18 protein-coding genes are annotated in these 16,580 nt (G+C 69.4%); 10 read left to right on the forward strand and 8 right to left on the reverse strand.

Annotated features, from left to right (window positions below; all coding sequences use genetic code 11):
* Positions 1-211: 211 nt before the first annotated feature.
* The 6 genes from K8Z49_RS18935 to K8Z49_RS18960 all read left to right on the forward strand — a co-directional run bounded on the left by K8Z49_RS18935 (position 212) and on the right by K8Z49_RS18960 (position 6,852).
* The gene (locus tag K8Z49_RS18935; RefSeq protein ID WP_024934118.1) at positions 212-901 is read left to right on the forward strand and encodes a succinate dehydrogenase cytochrome b subunit; all 690 of its coding nucleotides are present in this window, start codon (positions 212-214) and stop codon (positions 899-901) included.
* Between the two features lie 2 nt (positions 902-903).
* Positions 904-2,841: a fumarate reductase/succinate dehydrogenase flavoprotein subunit gene (locus tag K8Z49_RS18940; protein ID WP_412521100.1), complete on the forward strand. Its 1,938-nt coding sequence runs from the start codon at positions 904-906 to the stop codon at positions 2,839-2,841.
* A gap of 20 nt (positions 2,842-2,861) precedes the next feature.
* Complete coding sequence (locus K8Z49_RS18945) at positions 2,862-3,614, forward strand: succinate dehydrogenase/fumarate reductase iron-sulfur subunit (RefSeq protein WP_021594277.1); 753 nt, start codon at positions 2,862-2,864, stop codon at positions 3,612-3,614.
* A 56-nt stretch (positions 3,615-3,670) separates the two neighbouring features.
* On the forward strand, positions 3,671-4,417 hold the full coding sequence (locus tag K8Z49_RS18950) for an arginase family protein (protein WP_075020906.1): 747 nt from the start codon (positions 3,671-3,673) through the stop codon (positions 4,415-4,417).
* A gap of 63 nt (positions 4,418-4,480) precedes the next feature.
* Complete coding sequence (locus K8Z49_RS18955) at positions 4,481-6,283, forward strand: tetratricopeptide repeat protein (RefSeq protein ID WP_143118382.1); 1,803 nt, start codon at positions 4,481-4,483, stop codon at positions 6,281-6,283.
* Between the two features lie 5 nt (positions 6,284-6,288).
* Complete coding sequence (locus K8Z49_RS18960; RefSeq protein WP_412520071.1) at positions 6,289-6,852, forward strand: hypothetical protein; 564 nt, start codon at positions 6,289-6,291, stop codon at positions 6,850-6,852.
* A 24-nt stretch (positions 6,853-6,876) separates the two neighbouring features.
* On the opposite strand, the gene K8Z49_RS18965 is transcribed toward K8Z49_RS18960, so the two are convergent.
* Both K8Z49_RS18965 and K8Z49_RS18970 read right to left on the reverse strand, forming a co-directional pair.
* Positions 6,877-7,071 (reverse strand): DUF397 domain-containing protein, encoded by a 195-nt coding sequence (locus tag K8Z49_RS18965; protein WP_412520073.1) that lies wholly within the window; start codon positions 7,069-7,071, stop codon positions 6,877-6,879.
* Complete coding sequence (locus tag K8Z49_RS18970; RefSeq protein WP_146877274.1) at positions 7,068-7,883, reverse strand: helix-turn-helix domain-containing protein; 816 nt, start codon at positions 7,881-7,883, stop codon at positions 7,068-7,070. Before K8Z49_RS18970 ends, K8Z49_RS18965 begins: the two co-directional genes overlap by 4 nt.
* Before the next feature lie 140 nt (positions 7,884-8,023).
* Between K8Z49_RS18970 and K8Z49_RS18975 the strand changes: the two genes are divergently transcribed.
* The 3 genes from K8Z49_RS18975 (at position 8,024) to K8Z49_RS18985 (ending at position 10,414) form a co-directional block, all read left to right on the forward strand.
* Positions 8,024-8,473: an ATP-binding protein gene (locus tag K8Z49_RS18975; RefSeq protein WP_412520075.1), complete on the forward strand. Its 450-nt coding sequence runs from the start codon at positions 8,024-8,026 to the stop codon at positions 8,471-8,473.
* Positions 8,474-8,762: 289 nt separating this feature from the next.
* Entirely contained in the window at positions 8,763-9,881 is a 1,119-nt protein-coding gene (locus K8Z49_RS18980) for a helix-turn-helix domain-containing protein (protein WP_412520077.1), read from the forward strand.
* On the forward strand, positions 9,878-10,414 hold the full coding sequence (locus K8Z49_RS18985) for a hypothetical protein (RefSeq protein ID WP_412520079.1): 537 nt from the start codon (positions 9,878-9,880) through the stop codon (positions 10,412-10,414). Before K8Z49_RS18980 ends, K8Z49_RS18985 begins: the two co-directional genes overlap by 4 nt.
* Positions 10,415-10,425: 11 nt before the next feature.
* Here the strand turns inward: K8Z49_RS18985 and K8Z49_RS18990 are convergent, their stop codons facing one another.
* Together K8Z49_RS18990 and K8Z49_RS18995 are read right to left on the reverse strand one after the other, a co-directional pair.
* On the reverse strand, positions 10,426-10,614 hold the full coding sequence (locus tag K8Z49_RS18990) for a DUF397 domain-containing protein (RefSeq protein ID WP_338071935.1): 189 nt from the start codon (positions 10,612-10,614) through the stop codon (positions 10,426-10,428).
* A 191-nt stretch (positions 10,615-10,805) separates the two neighbouring features.
* Complete coding sequence (locus tag K8Z49_RS18995) at positions 10,806-11,243, reverse strand: SgcJ/EcaC family oxidoreductase (RefSeq protein WP_412520081.1); 438 nt, start codon at positions 11,241-11,243, stop codon at positions 10,806-10,808.
* An 89-nt stretch (positions 11,244-11,332) separates the two neighbouring features.
* Here K8Z49_RS18995 and K8Z49_RS19000 point away from each other — a divergent pair, with 89 nt between their 5' ends.
* Positions 11,333-11,773 (forward strand): MarR family winged helix-turn-helix transcriptional regulator, encoded by a 441-nt coding sequence (locus K8Z49_RS19000; RefSeq protein WP_024934122.1) that lies wholly within the window; start codon positions 11,333-11,335, stop codon positions 11,771-11,773.
* Here K8Z49_RS19000 and K8Z49_RS19005 read toward each other — a convergent pair.
* The 4 genes from K8Z49_RS19005 to K8Z49_RS19020 form a co-directional block, all read right to left on the reverse strand.
* The gene (locus tag K8Z49_RS19005) at positions 11,770-12,771 is read right to left on the reverse strand and encodes a LysR family transcriptional regulator (protein WP_021594286.1); all 1,002 of its coding nucleotides are present in this window, start codon (positions 12,769-12,771) and stop codon (positions 11,770-11,772) included. The two genes, K8Z49_RS19000 and K8Z49_RS19005, sit on opposite strands and share 4 nt — an antisense overlap.
* A gap of 44 nt (positions 12,772-12,815) precedes the next feature.
* Positions 12,816-13,514 carry a Crp/Fnr family transcriptional regulator gene (locus tag K8Z49_RS19010; RefSeq protein WP_021594287.1) on the reverse strand — a complete coding sequence of 233 codons (699 nt, stop codon included), beginning with the start codon at positions 13,512-13,514 and terminating at the stop codon, positions 12,816-12,818.
* A gap of 303 nt (positions 13,515-13,817) precedes the next feature.
* Complete coding sequence (locus tag K8Z49_RS19015; RefSeq protein ID WP_021594288.1) at positions 13,818-14,588, reverse strand: succinate dehydrogenase/fumarate reductase iron-sulfur subunit; 771 nt, start codon at positions 14,586-14,588, stop codon at positions 13,818-13,820.
* Entirely contained in the window at positions 14,585-16,579 is a 1,995-nt protein-coding gene (locus K8Z49_RS19020; RefSeq protein WP_412520084.1) for a fumarate reductase/succinate dehydrogenase flavoprotein subunit, read from the reverse strand. The genes K8Z49_RS19015 and K8Z49_RS19020 overlap by 4 nt, the downstream gene beginning before the upstream one ends.
* Position 16,580: the final 1 nt, after the last annotated feature.

The following is a 16,580-nucleotide window of genomic DNA, read 5'->3' on the forward strand; positions in this document are numbered from 1 at the left end:
CACCTGCCGACCACACGCCGCCGACCTCCGTCAATGTCTTCTGGATCACTGTCCGGGAGGGTTCCCGCACCGCCTGTGAAGTCTCTCACCTGGGCAGACGTCACGGAACGGCCACAAGCCCCGGCCTGCTTGTGTGCATAGCCTGCGGCTATCGCAACGAGTGTCCTGGTGACTTGGAAAGAATCGCCGAACCGGACATAGCGTGCAGGCCGTGGCTATAGCGATACCTGCGATCTACCGATCCACCGTCGGCAAGAAGGCCGTCATGGCGGTGACCGGCGGCGTGCTCGTGCTGTACCTGATCCTGCACATGATCGGGAACCTGAAGATCTTCCTCGGGGCGGAGGACTTCAACCACTACGCGCACTGGCTGCGCACGATGGGCGAGCCCGCGGTGCCGCACCGGACGGTGCTGACGCTCATCGAGGTCGTGCTCGGGGCGTCGGTCGTCCTGCACATGTGGTCGGCGGTGTCGCTCGCGCGCCGCGCCTCCGCCGCCCGTCCCGTCAAGTACCGGTCGAAGAAGAAGTCGCACGCGCAGGGCTATGCCACCCGGACGATGAGGTACGGCGGCGTCATCATCGCCGTGTACATCGTCTGGCACCTCCTGGACCTCACGTTCTTCGTCGTGAACCCCAAGGGCGGCGACGCCACCCCGTACGAGCGGATGGTCGCCGACTTCGACCCGTCCCGCTGGTACATCACCGTCTGGTACGTCGTCGCCGTCCTGCTCGTCGGGCTGCACCTCCACCACGGCGTCTGGAGCGCGTTCCAGACGCTCGGGCTGCGGACCCCGCGCAGCGAGCGCGCCCTGCGGAGCCTCGCCGGGACGGTCGCCGCGCTGGTGACGCTCGGCTTCATCTCGGTCCCCCTTTCCATCACCTTCGGATGGGTGAGCTGAACATGAGTGACGGCTTCTACACGACCGGCGAGCCGATCGCCGACGCCAAGGCCCCGGCGGGCGCCATCGAGGACCGCTGGACGACCCGCAAGTTCGAGGCCAAGCAGGTCAACCCGGCCAACAAGCGCAAGAAGAAGATCATCATCATCGGCACGGGGCTGGCGGGCGGCTCGGCCGGCGCCACCCTCGGCGAGGCCGGCTACCACGTCCAGCAGTTCTGCTTCCAGGACTCCCCGCGCCGCGCCCACTCGATCGCCGCGCAGGGCGGCATCAACGCCGCCAAGAACTACCGCAACGACGGCGACAGCGTGTACCGGCTGTTCTACGAGACGGTGAAGGGCGGCGACTTCCGCTCGCGCGAGTCCAACGTCTACCGCCTCGCCGACATCTCCCGGAACATCATCGACCAGTGCGTCGCGCAGGGCGTCCCGTTCGCCCGCGAGTACGGCGGCCTGCTCGACAACCGGTCCTTCGGCGGGACGCAGGTCTCCCGCACCTTCTACGCCCGCGGGCAGACGGGCCAGCAGCTGCTCCTCGGCGCCTACCAGGCGCTGATGCGCCAGGTCGACGCCGGCAACGTCGAGCTGTACCCGCGGCACGAGATGCTCGACCTGATCATGGAGGACGGGCGGGCGCGCGGCGTCGTCGTCCGGAACCTGATCAACGGCGAGATCAAGCACTACACCGCCGACGCGGTCGTGCTGGCGTCCGGCGGCTACGGCAACGTGTACTTCCTGTCCACCAACGCGATGGGCTCGAACGTCACCGCGTCCTGGCGCGCCCACCGGCACGGCGCCCTGTTCGCCAACCCCTGCTACACGCAGATCCACCCGACGTGCATCCCGGTCAGCGGCGACCACCAGTCGAAGCTCACGCTGATGTCGGAGTCGCTGCGCAACGACGGCCGGGTGTGGGTGCCGGAGAAGGCCGGGGACTCCCGCCGTCCCGGCGACATCCCCGAGGACGAGCGCGACTACTACCTGGAGCGCATCTACCCCTCCTTCGGGAACCTGGTGCCGCGCGACATCGCGTCCCGCGCGGCGAAGAACGTCTGCGACGAGGGACGCGGCGTCGGCCCCGGCGGGCTCGGCGTCTACCTCGACTTCGCCGACGCGATCGAGCGGCTCGGCCGCGACAAGGTCGAGGCCAAGTACGGCAACCTCTTCGAGATGTACGAGCGCATCACCGGCGAGAACCCGTACGACACGCCGATGCGCATCTACCCCGCCGTCCACTACACGATGGGCGGCCTGTGGGTCGACTACGACCTGGAGTCCACCGTCCCCGGGCTGTTCGTCATCGGCGAGGCCAACTTCTCCGACCACGGCGCGAACCGGCTCGGCGCGTCCGCGCTGATGCAGGGGCTGGCGGACGGCTACTTCGTCCTGCCGAACACCATCGGCGACTACATCGCCCGCAACCCGTTCTCCCCGGTGTCGGAGTCGGCGATCGGCGAGGCCGAGGAGCGGGTGCGGTCCCGGATCGAGCGGCTGCTGTCCGTCGACGGGGACCGTTCCGTCGACTCCTTCCACCGCGAGCTCGGCCACATCATGTGGGAGTACTGCGGAATGGAGCGCACCGAGGAGGGCCTGCGCAAGGCGCTCGGCCTCATCCCGGAGCTGCGCGAGGAGTTCTGGACGCGCGTCAAGGTCACCGGCCGGGGCGAGGAGCTGAACCAGCAGCTGGAGAAGGCCGGCCGCGTCGCCGACTTCTTCGAGCTGGCCGAGCTGATGGTCATCGACGCGCTGCACCGCACCGAGTCCTGCGGCGGCCACTTCCGGGCCGAGAGCCAGGACGAGGACGGCGAGGCTGAGCGCGACGACGACAACTTCGGCTACGTCGCCGCCTGGGAATGGGCCGGGGAGGGCGCGCGGCCCGTCCTCCACAAGGAGGCCCTCAACTTCGAGTACGTCAAGCCCACGCAGCGCTCGTACAAGTAACAGAGGTCGTACAGGTAATCATGAAGCTCACACTGCGCGTCTGGCGCCAGAGCGGCCCCCAGGACAAGGGGCGGATGGTCGAGTACAAGCTCGACGACGTCTCCCCCGACGCCTCGTTCCTGGAGATGCTGGACGTCCTCAACGAGAAGCTCATCGCGTCCGGCGAGGAGCCGGTCGCGTTCGACCACGACTGCCGCGAGGGCATCTGCGGCATGTGCTCGCTGGTCATCAACGGCACCCCGCACGGCCCGGAGCGGGCCACCACCACGTGCCAGCTCCACATGCGCAAGTTCGAGGACGGCGAGGTCATCGACGTCGAGCCGTGGCGTGCCAAGGCGTTCCCCGTGGTCAAGGACCTGGTGGTCGACCGGTCGGCGTTCGACCGGATGATCCAGGCGGGCGGCTACATCACCGCCCCGACCGGCACCGCGCCCGAGGCGCACTCGACGCCCGTCCCGAAGCCGGACGCCGACCGCGCGTTCGAGGCCGCCGAGTGCATCGGCTGCGGCGCGTGCGTCGCGGCCTGCCCGAACGGCTCCGCCGCGCTGTTCCTCGGCGCGAAGGTCACCCACCTCGGGCTGATGCCGCAGGGCCAGCCGGAGCGCTGGGACCGGGTCGTGTCCATGCTGGAGACCCACGACGAGGAGGGCTTCGGGGGCTGCACCAACACCGGCGAGTGCACCGCCGCCTGCCCGAAGGGCATCCCGCTGGACGTCATCGGCCGCCTGAACCACGACTACCTGAAGGCGACCGCGGGCGGCAGGAAGCGCTGACCCCCTGTTCCAGGCCCCGCTCGGAATACCGGGCGGGGCCTTCTACTGTTGGCGGCATGACCATCACTTTGGTGCCGTACCACCAGGACGAGCGACTTCCCGACTCCTCCTTCCCGGTGCCCGGCCCGGACGTCATCCCGGTCACGCGGGAATTGCCGGACGGCGACGTGTGGCAGCGGATCGGCGCGCTGTTCGAGCTGGTCTCGGCCGAGGTCGCCGACCAGGTCGGCGGGGGTTCGCGGCCGCTGGTGGTGTCGGGCGACTGCCTGACCGCCGAGGCGGTCCTCGCGGGCGTGCAGAAGGCCGGGGTGGACGCGTCCATCGTCTGGTTCGACGCGCACGGGGACGTCCACACGGTGCGGAGCTCGACGTCCGGTTACATCGGCGGGATGCCGCTGCGGCAGATCCTCGGGGCCGATTCCGGCCTTCTGGCCGACCGGCTGGGGCTGCGCCCGCTGCCGGAGGAGCGCGCCGTCCTGGTGGACGCCCGCGACCTCGACCCGGCGGAGGCGGACTTCCTGGCGTCGTCGAAGGTGCGGCGCTGCGGCGTGGAGGACGTGGACCTTCCCGCCGGGCCGATCGTCCTGCACGTCGACGTGGACGTGATCGACGCCGGTGACCTGCCCGGACTCAAGTTCCCGGTCGGCGGCGGCCCCTCCCGCGACACGGTCGTCGAGTCCGTCCGCCGGATCATGGCCACGGGCCGCGTCGCCGCGCTGAGCGTCGCCTGCCCGTGGCACCTCCCGGAGGGCGAGGACGCCGGCATCCGGGAACGCCTCCTGCGGGATCTGCTGGCCGCCTGATCGGGTGCTCGCACGTGCGCACAACGCCTTCGGCGAGGTGCGATCTTGCACTACCATCCCGCCATGCACGTGCATAGGGGTGTGCATCTGCATCGGCAGATGCAAGCACGGTCGTTGTCGTCGCTGGCGGTCCACCGGTCGATCCTCTGCGTCGACATCGAGGCCTTCGGCGGCCGGGCGAACTGGGACCAGCTCGTCTCCCGCGCCGGGCTCTACCAGGCCTTACAGGAGGCCCTGGTCGAGTCCGGCATCCCGTCGGAGTCCTGCTACTGCGAGGACCGCGGCGACGGCGCCATGATCCTCGTCGGGCCAGACGTGCCGAAGGAGCGGCTCGCCGGCGCGTTCCCGGCGGCGCTCGCGGCCGTGCTCGGCCGGCACAACGGCGGCGCGCCCCCGGGCGCCCGGATCAGGATCCGCGCCGCCGTCCACGCCGGGGAGGTCCTCTACGACGGGAACGGCGTCGCCGGAAAATCGATCATCACCACGTTCCGGCTGCTGGAGGCCGCCCCGCTCAAGCAGGCGCTGCGCGACTGCCCCGGCACCCTGGCGCTGATCGCGTCCGACTGGTTCTACCAGGAGGTCGTCCGGCAGAGCCCGGCGTGCGCCGCCGCCTCCTTCCGCGAGGTGGCCGTCTCGGTCAAGGAGACCCGGACGCGCGGCTGGATCCGGCTGCCGGACACGCGCGCCGACACCGGCCGCGTCCCGCGGCTCCTCGCCCTGCACCCGGGCGGCGAGATCTCCGTCCCGGCCGCGGCCGCCCTCCTCGCCGTCTCCGACGAGGAGGCCGCCGCGCTGCTCGGCCGCCTCCACCTGGAGGAGTGCGCCGAAGGCCGCTACCGCGTCGGGACCCTCGGCGACGGACCGGCCGGTGAGGAGCGCACCGCCGCCCTCCGCCGCGTCCTCGCCTGGTACCTCGGCACCGCCGACAACGCGCGCCGGCTGCTCTGCCCGGAGCGCATCACCCCGGCACTGACGCTGCCGGACGAGCCGTGCCGCCCGCTCTCCTTCGCCTCCGCCGGGGAGGCCCGAGGCTGGTGCGAGACCGAGCGGCTCAACCTGATCGCCGCCGCCCGGGTCGCCGCGGACGAGGGCCACCACGACATCGCCTGGCGGCTCCCGCTCGCCCTCTGGACGTTCTTCTTCTTCCGCAGCCCGTGGACGGACTGGATCAAGACGCTGCGCACCGGCCTCACCTCCGCCCGCGTCCTCGGCGACGACCGCGGCATCGGCTACGCCCTCGCCGGCCTCGGCTACGCCAGCCAGAGCCAGTGGCGGTTCGAGGAGTCCGCCGGGTTCTTCACCGCCGCGTGCGAGGTGTTCGCGCGGCTCGGCGACCCCCGGGGCGAGGCGTGGGCGCTGCACGGCCTCGGCCACACCTGCCGCCGCCTCCAGCGGCACCACGAGGCGATCGTCCATCACCGCCGGTCCCTGCGGCTGGCCTCGGCGGCCGGCGACCGCCGCAACACCGGTCTCGCCCTCATCGCTCTCGGCTACGCGCACGCCGGCCTCAGCGACTTCGACGCCTCCCTCGCCTGCTTCCAGAAGGCCCACCCCGTCGCCGTGAAGACCGACCGCCGTTCCGAAGGCTGGTCCTTGCACGGCCTCGGCTACGCCCACCACGGCCTGCACGACTTCGACCAGGCGGTGACGTGCTACCGGGAGGCGCTGGACGTGTTCCGCGAGATCGGGGACCGTCCCGGCCAGGGGGAGACCCTCTACAACCTCGGCCAGGCCCACCTGCACCTCGGCCGCGAGGACGCCGCCCGCGACTGCTGGATGCGCGCCCTCGCCGTCTTCGAGGACCTCCAGACCCCGCAGACCGCCGGCGTCCTCGCCCGACTCCGCTCGCTGGATCCGCGATCATGAGGCCCATGACCCTCCAGCAGCACATGCGCCGTGCCGCCGAGCAGGCGGTGCTCGGCTTCCCCGAGGCCCTCCGCCCCGACATCTACGTCATCTCGCTCCGCATCTCGCACGGCGAGTACTCGACCGTCCACGAACTCTGGGACTACCCGTACGACCCGTACATGGCCATCGGCTACAACACCGAGACGAACGTCCGGCAGAACCTCGAAGGCTCGTCCGCCGACCCCCTCGAAGCCCGCTGGAACTACGCCTACATGCTCCTGGAGGAGTCGCCGCCGGCCGGACACCACCCGGCCGACCCGGAGGGCACGGCCCTCTACCTGGAGGAGGTCAAACGCCTGGGCCTCTGGAACGAGGACGAGGACGAACGCCTCTGCGCCCACTTCGACGACCTCTGTATAGACGCCGCGAAGCACCTGCACGCCACAGGCCTGGTGAAGAAGGTCCTTGGCCGCGAGGTCCCGATCATCCTCTTCGACATGTTCCGCCTGATAGAGCCCGACGCCACCCAGGCCGCCAACCCCCCACACCTGGTCCCCGCCGACTACGTGACCTTCCAAGAAGGTTGAGCAGGGATCGCGTCACCAGCTGGTCTACTCGCCGGCCGCGTCCTGTTTGAACCGGGCCATCAGGTCGGCGAAGCCGCGCCGGGACAGCAGCAGGTGACCGGCACCCGGCGCCTTGCTGTCCCGCACCCCGACACCTTCCCGAAGAGCGGCAACCTCGACGCAGTCACCAGTCGTGCCGGACGTGGAACGGCTGCTCTTGCGCCACTCAGGATACGTCATGCCATGTCCTCCATGACCTGCTCGATCAAAGTGCGCGAAGCACCAGGAGACAACGCTTCCGCGGCAATTCGATCGAACCTTACTCCATACCCCTGAACTTCCTCAGTGCCGAGCACGAGTCTTCCTCCGCCGGGCGCTTCCACGAACGCGAGGTCTCTTTCGGGCACGCGGATGACCATAAATGGACCATCTAGCCCCTGGTGCGCGCCGACCGATCTGGGGACTATCCGCAGAGTTACGTTCGCCTGCTCGGACGCCTCCAGAAGGTGAGCGTTCTGCTCTCGCATGGTCTGCGGACCACCGACAGGGCAGTCGATCGCACTCTGCGCCAACAGCAGCCAGAGGTCGGGAGGGTCCGGTCGGTTGACGGCATCCTGGCGCGCCATCCGCGCGGCGACCGCGCCCTCGATGTCGGCCCAGCGGCCGGCGCTGAGGAGGGCACGAGCGTAGGCCGGCGTCTGGAACAGCGCGGGGATCAACTGGCCGTGATAGAGGCGCATCATCGTGGCGCGAGCCTCGAAGACTTCGTACTGCTTCTGCCAGTCGGGGTCGTGGCCGAGCTCCGCATAGGTCCGCAGCCGGAGAAAGTGACCGCCGGTGTCGAAATGCGCGTCGAGCGCCATGGCCTGCTTACCGTCGATCTTGAGTTCGCCCGATTCCAGCCTCGAAACAGTGGAGCGGACGACGCCGATGATCCGTCCGAAACGCTCACCGGACAGACCATGCTTGAGGCGGTAGAAGCGCAGGTCGTAGGCCAACCAAGCCCACATGGACTCCATCGGGTCGGGAGATTCCCTGAAGCGGCCGTCCACTTTCCACCTCCGGACCATTGTTCCACGCTGTTGATGACGTTCCGGGGAACAGCGACAAAATATCCGTACAGCACGACTCTTGTCCCGCGGATCGAGAGGAAAGGCGGGTGGGGATGGGCGTTCAAAATGGGACAAGAGCCATGAATTCGAATGAGCTGGACTATTCATGTCTGGCGGCGGGGACGGTGGCCGGGGAAATGCGGCAGCGGATCGGGATGCGGCTGGACGCGTGGGGGTTGGAGGAGGTGGCCGGTGATGTGTTGCTGGTGGCGGGTGAGTTGATCGTGAACGCGTGCCAGGCGACGCCGGAGCGGGAGATCCGGATCAGGTTCGCCAGGGAGGCCCGCGGCCTTTTCATCGGGGTCTGGGACTCCTCCGACGAGCGGCCGGTGGCCCGGCCGGTCGTCGAGTTGACGGTGGACGACATCGTCCCCGACCCGCTGGCGCTGGAGCCCGGACACGTCGCCGGGATGGGCGGGCGCGGTCTGGTCATCGTCCAGGCGCTGGCGTCGGAGTGCGGGGTCACCGCGACGCGGCCGTCCGGCAAATGGGTATGGGCGCGCTGCGCGATCGGGCGGGTCCGTTGTTGATGATGTTCCCGGCCATGTCGCACCAGCGAGCTTGGCGGCGATCGGGAGAAGACGTGTCAACACCCGAAGGGCCTCGGCGGCCTACCGGCGCTACCTCAGCGCCCCGGGGAGCTGTCCGCCCGGACGGGCCGGACGACCGGGCCGACCACCCGGCTGGAGCAGGGGGCTACGTGCGGCGCGTCCCGTCGCCGGAGGATCGCCGCAAGGTCATCGTCGAGCCGGTGGCGGCGCCCGCCTAGCCCGACCTGGGCAATCTTCCACCTCACCTGGGATGTGCGATAATGGCACAATGACGGATGAGCGGGGCTGGCGAGAGGTCGGGGCACGTGTCGCGGAGGCCCGGAGCGAACTCGGTCTCAGCCAGGACGCCCTCGCCACCGAGATCGGGCTGGACCGGACCGCCGTCACCAAGATCGAAGCTGGGCGACGCCAGATCAGCTCACTCGAACTGGTGCGCCTCGCCGAGGCCCTCGATCGCCCACTCCAGTGGTTCGTCCTGCCTCCTCCCACCGCCGTCGTCAGCCGCCGCGCGGCCCTGGAGGGACGACGCAGTGATCCAAAGTGCGATCAGATGCTGGACGCCCTCGCACGCGACGTGGCCGTCCTGGCCAGAGTCCACGTCCTTGCACCTGACGACGCCAGAGGGTCCCTAAGCGCCATCGCTCCAGGAGCGGCTACGTGGCATGTCGAGAAGGCGGCCTCGAATGCAAGAGCGTTGCTCGGTGTGGACGCCGGGTCCCCACTTCACGATCTTGCTGATACGGCGGAACGAGTGGGCCTGTACCCCTACTCCGTTGCCCTCGGCGCCGAGGGCGGCGATGGCGCCTATGTCGAGATCGAAGGCATAGGGGTGGCGCTCATCAACGGAAACCTCGACGCTGGACGACGCAGATCCACACTCGCCCACGAGCTGGGACACCATCTCTTCGGCGACCAGTACTCCATCGATTGGGGGGCGGACACCAGCACAACGGAACGGGCGATCGACGCGTTCGCCGCCAATCTGCTGCTCCCCCGCGTCGGGTGCAGCGAGCGCTGGCGGACCCTCCGTAAGGAGCACGACCTACGACCCGCCGCCATCATCCTCAGCGCGGAGTACCGGACGAGTTGGACCGCGACCCTGCGCCAACTCAAGACTTTCGATCTGATCACGCGCGACGAGTATCGGACACTCGACTCCAGATCCCCGACACGGGCCGACTACCTCGAATGCGGCGTGCGAGTCACAGAAGAACTCGCGCCCCCCTACATTCCGACCGGTATCGCCGCCGCCGCGATCCGTGCCTACCGGACCCACCGCCTGTCGGCCGAGCGCGTCACCGAGATGCTGCGCGGCCAGATCGACATCGACGATCTACCCGCTCGCGACGAGATCCCGCTGGAGGCGCTCCGAGGCGAGCTGCGTTGACCCGTCCGCGTCTCGTCATCGACAGCTCACCGCCGAACTACTTCGCACGCTCGAACCAGCTTCCGGTCCTGGCAAAGCTGCTGGCGGGTTACGAATGCTTCATCACATCAGCCGTTGAGGAAGAGCTACTGCGCGGCGGTCCCAGGCACGCGCAGTTGTACCAGGCGGCGGCCCAACCTTGGCTGACCGTCGTCAAAGAGACCCCCCTTCCCTTGCTGGCCCTGTTCTCCGAGTACCACGGACGACTTGGCGGTGGGATGCGCAACATCGGCGAAGCCACCACACTGGCGTACGCGGAGTTCCACGGCATCACCGCGATGGTCGATGACAGAGCCGGCCGCCGCCAGGGCAGGGAACGGGGCGTCAAGCTGCTCAGCACGCTGGAGTTGCTCTGCGCAGGCATACGAGACAAAGCGCTGGAGGTGGCGGACGCCGCCACAGTGATCGATCTTCTGTCCGATCACGAGGCATACCTGCCGTGCGACGGCTCCGGCTTCCTCGCATGGGCACGATGCGAAGGCCTGCTGGAGTGACCCTGCCGGGCCTACTCGCCAGCCGCGTCCTGTTTGAACCGGGCCATCAGGTCGGCGAAGCCGCGCCGGGACAGCAGCAGGTGACCGGCACCCGGCGCCTTGCTGTCCCGCACCCCGATGCCGTCAGACAGCCGAGCCAGCTCAACACAGTCGGACTGGGTAGAAGAACCGCCGCTGTAGGTGGACTTCCGCCAGGTCATCACGAGAACCGCTCCAAGATGCTTCTGAGTAGACGCAACGACTCATCCTTGGGAAGGGCAACGTCCCCGAGGAGGTCAAACCATATCCGGTATGACGGAATCTCACCCGCATCCTGGACAAGGCGTCCACCGCCATGTGCACCGCACGTAGGTGCGGGATCGGGCGGGTCCGTTGTTGATGACGTTGCCGGTCATTTCGCGTGGGTGGGCTTGGTGGCGGGCTGGAACTTGAACGAGGCGGCCTCCATCAGGGACTTGTGGAGGGTGTTCTGGAAGGCGGCCAGGCGCCACTCGCCGCCGGTGTCCCGGACGACCGTGTTCGTCTGGAGCTTCTTGAGCTTGCCCGGGGCCTTCTTGTAGGTGTCCCCCCGGGTGATGACCACGGCGGTGTCGGGGGTCGTAAGGCGGATGTCGACGATCTCGCAGGCCAGCCGGGTGCCCTTGAGGAAGCTGTCGAAGAGCGCCTGGTGCGCGGCGCCGATCTCCTCGGCGCCGCGGTAGAGGGTTCCGACGTAGGTGATGTAACTGGCGTCCGGAGTGAAGCACGCGCCGTAGGCGGCGCCGTCGCCGGCGTCCCAGGCGGCCGTGAGGCGGGCGAACAGGGTCTTGATCGCGGCGGTGTCGTCCATGACCGGCTCCTTCTGGTAGCTTCGATGGAGAAGTTTCTTCGTTGAAGATTTCTCTTCATTGAGGAAGAGATTAGGGATCGGGAGGAGACGTGTCAACAGCCGAAGGGGCCTCGGTGGCCTACCGGCGGTATCTCAGCGCCGTCATGCTGCACGGCCACGCCAGTGCTCGGGCCTGCGACCTGGGCGGGACGGACCTGTACGCGCTGAACATCCTCGATCTGGCGGGCGCGATGACCCCCGGGGAGCTGTCCGCCCGGACGGGCCTGACGACCGGGCCGACCACCCGGCTGATCGACCGGCTGGAGCAGGGGGGCTACGTGCGGCGCGTCCCGTCGCCGGAGGATCGCCGCAAGGTCATCGTCGAGCCGGTGGCGGCGCCCGCCGACCTCGACCGCGTCATGGCGCCCGCCCGGAAGCGGATCGGCGAGATCATCGGCGGTTACACCGACGAGCAGCGCGAGGTGCTGTTCGACTATTTCGCGCGCGCGGAGACGGCGTTCCGTGAGGCGGCCGACGAACTGCGGAACTAGGACGTCACCAGGGTCTCGACGCCTGCGGGGAGGCTGCCGGCCAGGCCGGCCTCTACCAGGAAGGTCTGGAGGGTGTCTTGGAACGCGCGGGCGGCATGGGTGAGCTCCACGTCCTTGCGGTGGGCGAGGGCGATGGTACGGATCAGGCCGGGGGCGTGGCGGCCGCGGCGGGCCTCCTCGTCGGCCAGGACGAGCGGGGTGCCGCGCAGGCCGGGACGTCCGGCGAGGACCATGCTCGGCACGACCGCGATACCGAGGCCGACCTCGACGAAGCGCAGGACGGCGTCCATCTCGCCGCCCTCCACGGCGAACCTGGGCTCGAATCCGGCCTCCCTGCACGCGCTGATGGTCGCCTCGCGCAGGTCGTAGCCCGGACGGAACATCACCAGGGGGCGGTTCTGCAGATCCTCGATGCGCAGGTAGGAACGGCGCGGGAGCTGCGCGGCCTTGAGGGAGCGCTCCGGCGCCCTCTGGTCGGGCCCCGCCGGGGAGGCCACCACCAGGTTCTCGCGCAGTATCGGGGTGGTGTCCAGGGGCGGGTCACCGTGCAGAGGGAGGATGACCAGCGCCATGTCGAGGGAGCCTCGCGTCAGCTCCCGGACCAGGTCGCGGGATCCTCCTTCCTCGACGATGAGCTGGATCCCCGGGTACGCGTCGTGGAAGCGGCGCAGGACGTCCGCCAGCAGGCCCGCGCAGAGGGACGGTGTAGCGCCGAGCCGTACACGGCCGCGCTTGAGACCGGCCAGCTCCTGCACTTCCAAGCGCGCGGTGTCGACATCGGCCAGGATGCGCTTCGCCAGTGGCAGTAGTGCCTCTCCGGCGGGTGTCAGCGTGATGTTCCCCCGCGCGCGGCTGAACAGCGACACGTTCAGCTCGTTCTCAAGGGCGCGGATCTGCTTGGAGAGCGATGGTTGCGCCACCCGCAGAAGCTCGGCGGCCTGCGTGAAGTGGCGTACCTCCGCGACCGCGACGAAGTAGGCGAGCTGCTGCAACTGCATCCTGCACAGAGTACGGGTCACCGCCGCGCGCGCCGCGCACCGGGTCAGCGCGCGTGCCGGCGGAGCGCCTGGAGGTCGTGGACGATGAGACGCCGCCGCCCCGTCTCGATCCAGCCGTGCCGGCGCAGCGTGCGCAGCGCCTTGCTGACCGCCTCGCGGGACGCGCCCACCCAGCCCGCCAGCTCCTCCTGCGACAGGTTGAGCGTGATCCGGACGCTCTCTCCCCCGGCGTTCGCGCCCGTCCGGCGCTCGTAGGGCACGCCGAACCGCTCGGCCAGCTCGACGAGGCGCTGCGCCACGCGCCCGGTCGCGTCGAACATGCCGAACTCGACGCGCTTGCGGTCAGCGTCGCGCCAGCGCTGGCAGAGCATCCGCATGATGATGATGGAGACGCGGCCGTGGGCCTGCAAGAACGCCATGAACTCGTCCGCCGTGACGGCGATCGCCCGCACCGGTTCGAGCGCGGTGACCGTCGCCGACCGGGGCATCCCGTCGATCGCGGCGACCTCGCCCAGCAGCGCTCCCGCTCCGCGCACGGCCAGCAGCGCCTCGCCGCCCTGCTCGCGGTAGGAGAACGCCTTGACCCGCCCCCTCAGCAGGACGGCCACCCAGCCGGGCTCCTCCCCCTCGGCGAAGAGCACGTCCCCTCGGTCGAAGTCGCGGACGCGGCCACGTGACTCCAGATCCGCCCGTTCCGCCGGGGTGAGATCGGCAAGGAACGAACCCGGTTCGAGGGGGCTCATGCCCCCACGTTAAAGGGAACCGTCCGTTCCCGCTCCCCGGGAAACAATCACGGTTGTGTGTACTAATCCCTACTCGATCGGGCGGACGTGCGCGAGTGTGGGACGCGGCGTGTGCGACCGGGGGTCGTCCAGGCGCCCTCGGCGTTCACGGGGAACGGCGGAGCGGCGGGCGGCGGTCCGGGGGCACGCCGCCCGCCGTGCCTCGGGTGCGTCGCATGCCAGCGCGCCGCCCCGCGGCGGCCAGCGGCGGAGAAACGCGAACGTCCCCCGTCGCGCGGGGCGGCGGGGGACGTTCGCGAGGACTCAGGCGGACGGGGTGTCCTGCCCCTTCCTGACGATGCCGAGCTTGCTGCCCAGCCACACCACCGGGTCGTACTTGCGGCCCACGACCCGTTCCTTCATCGGGATCAGGGCGTTGTCGGTGATCTTGATGTGCTCGGGGCACACCTCGGTGCAGCACTTGGTGATGTTGCAGAACCCGAGCCCGTGGTCGTCCTGCGCGATGTTGCGCCGGTCGGCCTCGTCGGCCGGATGCATCTCCAGCTCGCCGATCCGCATCAGGAAGCGCGGGCCCGCGAAGTTCTCCTTGTTCTCCTCATGGTCGCGGATGACGTGGCAGACGTTCTGGCACAGGAAGCACTCGATGCACTTGCGGAACTCCTGCGACCGCTCCACGTCCACCTGCTGCATGCGCAGCTCGCCGGGCTTGGCGTCGCCCGGGTCGAACGAGGGGATCTCCCGCGCCTTCTGGTAGTTGAACGACACGTCCGTGACCAGGTCGCGGATGACCGGGAAGGTGCGGATCGGCGTGACGGTGACCGTCTCGTCCGGGTCGAAGGTCGACATCCGGGTCATGCACAGCAGCCTCGGCATGCCGTTGATCTCCGCGGAGCACGAGCCGCACTTGCCCGCCTTGCAGTTCCACCGGACGGCGAGGTCGGGCGCCTGCGTGGCCTGCAGCCGGTGGATGATGTCGAGGACGACCTCGCCCTCGTTCACCTCCACCGTGTAGTCGGTGAGCTCGCCGTCGCCGTCGTCGCCGCGCCAGACCTTGAACTTGGCCTCGTAGCTCATCGGTCGTCCTCCTCGCCGTCCGCGGCGGTCGCGCCCGAACCGGCCGCGTCCTCCGCCTCCTCCGTCTTGACCTCGTCGGCCAGTCCGGCCGGCAGCTCCTCGGCGGTCAGGTACTTCTTCAGCTCGTCGTTGTCGAACAGTTCGAGCAGGTCCTCCCGCATCGGCGTGAGCGGCTGGCGCTTCAGCTCGATGTGCGGGGACGACGGGTCGCCGGCCAGCGAGCAGACCAGGTTGATCTTCCGCCACTCCGCCGACATCTGCGGGTAGTCGTCGCGGGTGTGGCCGCCGCGGCTCTCCTGCCGCTCCAGCGCCGCCTTCGCGACCGCCTCCGACACCAGCAGCATGTTGCGCAGGTCCAGGGCGAGGTGCCAGCCCGGGTGGTAGCCGCGCCCGTCGTTGACGGCGACCGGGGAGACGCTCACGTTCGCGACCCGCTCGCGCAGCTTGCCGAGCGCCTCCAGCGCCTGCTTCAGCTCCTCTTCCTTGCGGATGATGCCGACCAGCTCGTTCATCGTCTGCTGCAGCTCGGCGTGCACGGCGTACGGGTTCTCGCCGCCCTCCCGCTCGAACGGCGCGAGCGCCTCGCCCGTCGCCGCCTCGATCTCGGCGTCGGGGACGGCGGGGCGCGCGGCCAGCCCGTCCACGTACTCGGACGCGCCGAGCCCGGCCCGCCGGCCGAACACCAGCAGGTCCGACAGCGAGTTGCCGCCGAGCCGGTTCGAGCCGTGCATGCCGCCGGAGACCTCGCCCGCCGCGAACAGGCCGGGGACCGGCGCGGCGCCGGTGTCGGGGTCGACCTCCACGCCGCCCATCACGTAGTGGCAGGTCGGGCCGACCTCCATCGCCTCCTTGGTGATGTCGACGTCCGCCAGCTCCTTGAACTGGTGGTACATCGACGGCAGCCGCTTGACGATCTCGGCGGCGCCGCCGGGCATCCGGTCGACGACGGTGAGGAACACCCCGCCGTGCGGCGATCCCCGTCCCGCCTTGACCTCGGAGTTGATGGCCCGCGCCACCTCGTCACGCGGCAGCAGCTCGGGCGGGCGCTTGTTGTTCTCCGGGTCGTCGTACCAGCGGTCGCCCTCCTCCTCCGAGGTCGCGTACTGCTCCTTGAAGACCTCGGGGATGTAGTCGAACATGAACCGCTTGCCCTCGGAGTTCCGCAGGACGCCGCGGTCGCCGCGCACCGACTCGGTCACGAGGATGCCCTTGACGGACGGCGGCCAGACCATGCCCGTCGGGTGGAACTGGACGAACTCCATGTTCAGCAGCGTCCCGCCGGCGAGCAGCGCCAGCGCGTGACCGTCCCCGGTGTACTCCCAGGAGTTGGACGTGACCTTGAACGCCTTGCCGATGCCGCCGGTCGCCAGCACCACCGCGGGCGCCTCGAACACGACGAACTTCCCGGTCTCGCGGACGTAGCCGAACGCGCCGCAGATCTTGCCGTCTGCGTCCTTGAGCAGCCGGGTGACCGTCGTCTCGGCCCACACCTTGAGGTTGGCCTCGTAGTCGCCGTGCTCGGCGTGGTCCTCCTGCTGGAGGGCGACGATCTTCTGCTGCGCGGTGCGGATCAGCTCCAGGCCCGTCCGGTCGCCGACGTGCGCCAGCCGCGGGTACTCGTGCCCGCCGAAGTTGCGCTGGCTGATCTTGCCGTCCTTGGTGCGGTCGAACAGCGCGCCCCACAGCTCCAGCTCCCAGATGCGCTCCGGGGCCTCCTTGGCGTGCAGCTCCGCCATCCGCCAGCTGTTCATGAACTTGCCGCCGCGCATGGTGTCGCGGAAGTGGACCATCCAGTTGTCGTTGGCGTTGACGTTGCCCATCGCGGCGGCGGCGCCGCCCTCGGCCATCACCGTGTGGGCCTTGCCGAACAGCGACTTGGAGATGATCGCGGTCTTCTTGCCCTGGAGGCGCGCCTCGATGGCCGCGCGCAGCCCGGCGCCGCCGGCGCCGATCACCACGACGTCGTACGAGTGCCTCTCGATCTCAGTCATG

Source organism: Actinomadura madurae, assembly GCF_047130825.1.
In the GTDB taxonomy this organism is placed as follows: Bacteria; Actinomycetota; Actinomycetes; order Streptosporangiales; family Streptosporangiaceae; genus Spirillospora; species Spirillospora madurae.

Bases quoted from the DNA above. Each gene is read 5' to 3' on its own strand.
- K8Z49_RS18965 (WP_412520073.1), bottom strand. From the start codon at position 7,071: ATGACGTATCCTGAGTGGCGCAAGAGCAGCCGTTCCACGTCCGGCACG.
- K8Z49_RS18950 (WP_075020906.1), top strand. From the start codon at position 3,671: ATGACCATCACTTTGGTGCCGTACCACCAGGACGAGCGACTTCCCGAC.
- K8Z49_RS19015 (WP_021594288.1), bottom strand. From the start codon at position 14,588: ATGAGCTACGAGGCCAAGTTCAAGGTCTGGCGCGGCGACGACGGCGAC.
- K8Z49_RS19005 (WP_021594286.1), bottom strand. From the start codon at position 12,771: ATGCAGTTGCAGCAGCTCGCCTACTTCGTCGCGGTCGCGGAGGTACGC.
- K8Z49_RS18990 (WP_338071935.1), bottom strand. From the start codon at position 10,614: ATGACCTGGCGGAAGTCCACCTACAGCGGCGGTTCTTCTACCCAGTCC.
- K8Z49_RS18975 (WP_412520075.1), top strand. From the start codon at position 8,024: ATGAATTCGAATGAGCTGGACTATTCATGTCTGGCGGCGGGGACGGTG.
- K8Z49_RS18980 (WP_412520077.1), top strand. From the start codon at position 8,763: ATGACGGATGAGCGGGGCTGGCGAGAGGTCGGGGCACGTGTCGCGGAG.
- K8Z49_RS19010 (WP_021594287.1), bottom strand. From the start codon at position 13,514: ATGAGCCCCCTCGAACCGGGTTCGTTCCTTGCCGATCTCACCCCGGCG.
- K8Z49_RS18960 (WP_412520071.1), top strand. From the start codon at position 6,289: ATGACCCTCCAGCAGCACATGCGCCGTGCCGCCGAGCAGGCGGTGCTC.
- K8Z49_RS18995 (WP_412520081.1), bottom strand. From the start codon at position 11,243: ATGGACGACACCGCCGCGATCAAGACCCTGTTCGCCCGCCTCACGGCC.
- K8Z49_RS18955 (WP_143118382.1), top strand. From the start codon at position 4,481: ATGCACGTGCATAGGGGTGTGCATCTGCATCGGCAGATGCAAGCACGG.
- K8Z49_RS18945 (WP_021594277.1), top strand. From the start codon at position 2,862: ATGAAGCTCACACTGCGCGTCTGGCGCCAGAGCGGCCCCCAGGACAAG.
- K8Z49_RS19020 (WP_412520084.1), bottom strand. From the start codon at position 16,579: ATGACTGAGATCGAGAGGCACTCGTACGACGTCGTGGTGATCGGCGCC.
- K8Z49_RS18940 (WP_412521100.1), top strand. From the start codon at position 904: ATGAGTGACGGCTTCTACACGACCGGCGAGCCGATCGCCGACGCCAAG.